Source organism: Micromonospora sp. NPDC005686, from assembly GCF_042871665.1.
Lineage (GTDB): Bacteria > Actinomycetota > Actinomycetes > Mycobacteriales > Micromonosporaceae > Micromonospora.
The window spans coordinates 1-4729 of record NZ_JBIAIY010000028.1 but is presented as its reverse complement, the minus strand read 5'-3'; the positions used below and the strand labels follow the sequence as shown (position 1 = coordinate 4729).

Below are 4729 nucleotides of genomic sequence, written 5' to 3'. Positions count from 1 at the left end.
CCCATCGACCGGCTGCTATCCATGGCGAATCTACCGGAAGGCCACCAACCGGACTCAACGCATAGATCAGATCAAGTTACTGCGGACCGCCCTCTGAGACCACCCGTCGGCGGCGGCCCGCCGCAAAGCGGTGTGCAGGTCGGTCGCCTGGGCGGCGAGGACCGTGATGCCTTCGTCGCGGTAGCGGTAGGCGGTCGCCCGGGAGATACCGAAGCCGACTGCCAGCAGGGTCATGTCCTCGGCCTTGCGGAACCAGACGAGCACCATCAGGGCCTGATAGAAGCAGGTCAACGCCCGCGTGCCGCGGCGGGTGCCGCAGGCTCGGCGCTGTGCGTACAGCAGCCGGGCGAGGTGCTGCACGAGTTCCCTCGGGACGTCGACCATGGCACGATAGGCAATCACGTGGAGCCCTCTCGAAGACGTGTTTCTGTCGCAAGGACGTGTCTATCGATGGCTCCACGCCTGTTTCCACTGCCGCCCGACTCGCCGCCTTCGTCCGTGTCGCACCAATCAACCCTTACGCGTTGCTGAGATCACCTCATTGTCCACGGTGACTGACATGCGGATCCGGCCGTCGCCGTCGTCAATGGCGTAGCTGACCACGGTGTACCGCTTGCCGTCCTCGCCCACGACCAGGCGTATGTCCTTGTCGTCGAGCATTGCGCGCCACTCGTCGTAGCCGTTGCGTCGCCATTCCGCCAGGCGAGCCTCAGCGAGCTGCGCTGCGATCTCTCTGTTAAGCCCCACGCGTTCACTCTGCCACCCGGGCTGGCTGTCGACAGCAACGGTGACAGCTACGAGCCGCGACACGGGCGGCTCACCCTCACCACCCCTGACGTGCTGATCCTCGACTTCCTCGCCTCCCCGCAGGGTGCCCAGATCTCCCCGAAATCGCTGCGCGAGGCGAAGAACCTCAAGGCCGGCGGAGTCGACGTGGTCGGCACCGGACCGCTCGTGCTGGACCGCCTACCTCGACGAGGTCCCCTACCGCTTCCTGAAGGAGTCGGCGGTGCGCGGCGGCGCCCTCACGTCGAGCCAGGTACAGGTCATCGAGGGGGCGCCCGCCACCGACCAGCCGCTGGTCACCGCCAACCAGGCACTGCGCCTGACCCGGGAGCTCAACTCCGGCTCGGGGCCGGTCGGCCCTGAATCGAGTTGATCCTCCTCGGCATGCCAAGTCAGGGGGTCACTTCAACACCGCTCGGAGGGTGCCCGCGCGACGCGGGCACCCTCCGAGGGCCGGCGGTGCCGGATTCCCGGCTCGCCCTCAGCTCGTGGGGCCGGACGCCGCCCCGCCGAGGGTCACCTTGAGGATCTTCTCGTTGCTGTTGTTCGGGGTGCTGTCCTTGTCCCCGCCGGTGCTCGTGGTCAGCCACAGGTTGCCGTCGAGGGTCGGTTCGACGGTGCGCAGCCGGAAGTACGTCCCGACGAAGTACTGCTGGACGTTGGTGAGCGTGTTGCCGCTGATCTCCGCACGGTACATCCGGTTGCCGCGCAGGCAGGCGATGTAGAGCACGTCCCGGACGATCGCGATGCCGCTGCACGAGGCCTCGGCCACCGGGTACGTCCGGATCGGGGCCCTGAAGTTCGGGTTGGCGCAGTCGCCGGAGGTGCCCTCGCAGGCGGGCCAGCCGTAGTTGCCGCCCTTGACGATGATGTTGGTCTCGTCCATGACGTTGTTGCCGAACTCCTGCTCGAAGAGCCGGCCCTGGGAGTCGAAGGCGAGTCCCTGCGGGTTGCGGTGGCCGTAGCTCCACACGTAGTTGCCGAAGGGGTTGTCCGCCGGCACGGTGCCGTCGGGGTTGAGCCGCAGAACCTTGCCGCCCAGGTTGTTGGTGTCCTGGGCCACGTCCGGGTCCTGTCCGTCGCCGGCGGCGGCGTAGAGCTTGCCGTCGGGGCCGAAACGCAGCCGGCCGCCGTTGTGGTACTTGTTGCGCGGGATTCCCGTGACGAGCACCTGCTCGGTATTGGTCTGCAGCGTGCCGTCGTAGCGGATGCGCACGATCCGGTTGTCGGTCGTGGTGGTGTGGTAGATGTACAGCCAGTGGTCGGTGGTGAAGTCGGCCGAGACGGCCAGCCCGAGCACGCCGCCCTCGCCGTTGGTGCCGGCCACGTTCGGCACGGTGCCGATGCTGTGCTTGTCGGTGCCGTCCGGGTTCATGCCGACGATGTCGAACAGGTCGCGCCGGCCGTAGAGGACCGTGCCGTCGGGCAGTTGCACCAGGCCCCAGGGCAGGTCCTTCTCGGTGGTGATCGCCGTGGCGCCGCAGACCGGGCTCGTGCAGCCCGAGCCGGTGTGCGCGGTGACCGCGGTGCTCGCGCCCGAGACATTGCCCTGGGCGTCCCGGGCGGTCACGGTGTACCGGTAGTCGGTGTCGGGCGTCAGCCCGGTGTCGGTGAACGTGGTCGCCGGCGGGTTGCCGGCGGTGCCGGTGGTGGAGCCGACCGCCGTACCGTTGCGCAGGATGGTGTAGCCGGTGACCGCGACGTTGTCGGTGGAGGCCGACCAGGTGAGGGTCACGGCCGTGCCGTTGACCGTCGCGGCCAGGTTGGTCGGCGTGCTGGGCGGGGACGTGTCCTGCTGGCAGAACGGCGGGGTGACCGAGAGCGTGGAGCTGGCCTGCGAGACGTTGCCGGCGGCGTCGCGGGCGTTGACGTACCAGCCCCAGGTGACACCCTGCACGACGCTGAGCGTGGCGGTCAGCGTCCGTCCCGAGACCGAGGTGACGAGCTGGCCGTCGTGGTAGATGTCGTAGAAGGCGACGCCGACGTTGTCCCGGGAGGCGTACCAGGCGAGCGTGACGGACTGGCAGGTCAGCCGAGTGCGGCGCAGGCCGGTCGGCCGGGTGGGCGGGCTGGTGTCGGCGGCGAGCAGGGCCGCCGGCCGGCTCCCGGTCGCCGGTGCGGCCGGCGCGGCGTTGGCGGGTACGCCGGTCAGGATGGTGCCGGCGCAGATCAGCAGGGCGAGCGGGACGCGGTGTCGGAGCTGGTGAGGATTGATCCGCACGGGTGCTTTCCTTCCCGGGTTTCTTGGTCAGTACGGGTAGCCGGGGACGTTGAGCCGCACGCTGTACAGGCCCGAGTCGTTCGTTCGGCCGGAGGTGATGTAGAGGGTCTGCCGGTCGGGTCCGCCGAACGCCACATTGGTGGTGCCGGTGCCGCCGGAGCGGATCGTGCCGAGCTGCGCGCCGGCGGGCGAGTAGACGTGGACCAGCCCGTCCGAGCCGGAGGCCCAGTACACGTTGCCGGCGCAGTCGATGGTGACCCCGTCGGGACCGCCGATGTAGTTCACGAAGACGCTGCGGGCGCCGGTGCTGCCGTCGGGCTGGACGACGTACTTGTAGATCTTGTTCTCGGAGTAGGCCCCCACGTAGAGCGTGCCGCCGTCCGGGGAGAGCGCGATGCCGTTGGGTTGCCGCAGCCGGTCGTCCACCAGCGACACCTGGCCGCCGGAGACGCGGAAGACACTGGTACGTCCGCTCATCTGGTCGGGCCGGCTGCCGCGCTGGAAGCTGGGGTCGGTGAAGTAGACGACGCCGTCGGAACGGACCGTGACGTCGTTGGGTGAGTTGAACGCCCGGCCCTGGTAGTCGGCGGCGACGGTGCTGCGGGCCTGGTCGCTCAGCCGGTATGCGGAGACGTTCCGCTGGTCGTGGGTGGCGGCGATGATCTGCTGGGCGTCGGGGCTGAGTGCCAGGCCGTTGCTGCCGGCGTCGGCGACGAAGGTGTCGAAGGTCGCCGGCGGGGTGAACCGGCGGATCGTGGAGGGCTGCACGTTGCTCGGCCCGGTGCCCGCGGCCATGTCGGACATCAGCAGGTAGCCGCCGTCGGCGATCCAGACCGGTCCTTCGAGGAACGAGAACCCGCTCCGGATCTTCGTCGCGGACACCGAACCGGCCGGCAGGGGTGGGCCGTACCCGGCGCCCTCCGGACAGACCCCGGGTGGAGCGCCGGGTGGGCCGGTGAACGGGTAGGTGTGAACGTTCACATCAGAGGCGTCCCGAGGTGCCGGGGGTGCGGCACCGGCGGGGCCTGGTGCGGTGGTGAGTGCCAGGCACAGGCCGGTGAGTGCGGCGATGGTTGGACGCCAGGTCATCGGGTACTCCAATCGGAGTCGGTGAATGCGGGGGCCGTGGTTGGCTGGGCCGGCCCCGGCCGCCGCCGACACCTACTATTGATCAGTATCGATGTATATGTGACGCAGCTTAGGCGAGGAAGCGGCGCCCCGCATCAGTTGTCCATGATCACCTTCGGCAGATGCCCCGAAGGCGCCCGATGACCTGGTCGGGTCGGTGGGTCCGGTCCCACCGACCCGGTACACGAGTCGCTCAGCCCGCCGTGTCGGTCGCTGAGCTCTCAGACCTGGTCACCCGGTACGCCATGGTGGCGCCGCTTCAGAAGTGGAAGGACGCCGGCGTGACCGGGTGCGACGTGCACCGGGTCAACGCCGCCGGTACCGCGAAGTGGGCAGCGCCACCGGCACCTCGTGCCCGGTGGCCGGGTGAGCGCGGACACTCCGTACACCTTCGTGGTGACCGCCCGTGACGCGGCGGGCAACGTGTCCGCGAGCCCGCGCGGTGTGGGGAGCGGACGCCGGCCGTGGCGGCGAGCTGGCGGCGGTCGCGGGGTTGCGGCTAAGGCGTGTTTCATAAGCCGGTCAGAGCCATTCGGTGATGATGGTGATGGTCAGGACGGCGTGGAACCGGACGGCCAACTTGTCATAGCGGGT

Annotated in this window: 4 protein-coding genes and 1 pseudogene; 1 reads left to right on the top strand and 4 read right to left on the bottom strand. The window is 69.2% G+C overall.

The window, feature by feature from the left end:
* Positions 1–66: 66 nt before the first annotated feature.
* Positions 67–384, bottom strand: a complete 318-nt coding sequence (locus ACFYON_RS29010; RefSeq protein ID WP_387321275.1) for a transposase family protein — start codon at positions 382–384, stop codon at positions 67–69.
* 126 nt (positions 385–510) lie between these two features.
* A pseudogene (locus tag ACFYON_RS29005) lies at positions 511–794 on the bottom strand (hypothetical protein).
* 215 nt (positions 795–1009) lie between these two features.
* Between ACFYON_RS29005 and ACFYON_RS29000 the strand changes: the two are divergent.
* Complete coding sequence (locus ACFYON_RS29000; protein WP_355095191.1) at positions 1010–1159, top strand: hypothetical protein; 150 nt, start codon at positions 1010–1012, stop codon at positions 1157–1159.
* A gap of 108 nt (positions 1160–1267) precedes the next feature.
* Here ACFYON_RS29000 and ACFYON_RS28995 read toward each other — a convergent pair whose 3' ends face one another.
* Together ACFYON_RS28995 and ACFYON_RS28990 are read right to left on the bottom strand one after the other, a co-directional pair.
* Positions 1268–3007: a PQQ-dependent sugar dehydrogenase gene (locus ACFYON_RS28995; RefSeq protein WP_387190939.1), complete on the bottom strand. Its 1740-nt coding sequence runs from the start codon at positions 3005–3007 to the stop codon at positions 1268–1270.
* Between the two features lie 27 nt (positions 3008–3034).
* Positions 3035–4096 (bottom strand): SMP-30/gluconolactonase/LRE family protein, encoded by a 1062-nt coding sequence (locus tag ACFYON_RS28990; RefSeq protein ID WP_354875060.1) that lies wholly within the window; start codon positions 4094–4096, stop codon positions 3035–3037.
* Between the last annotated feature and the right edge of the window lie 633 nt (positions 4097–4729).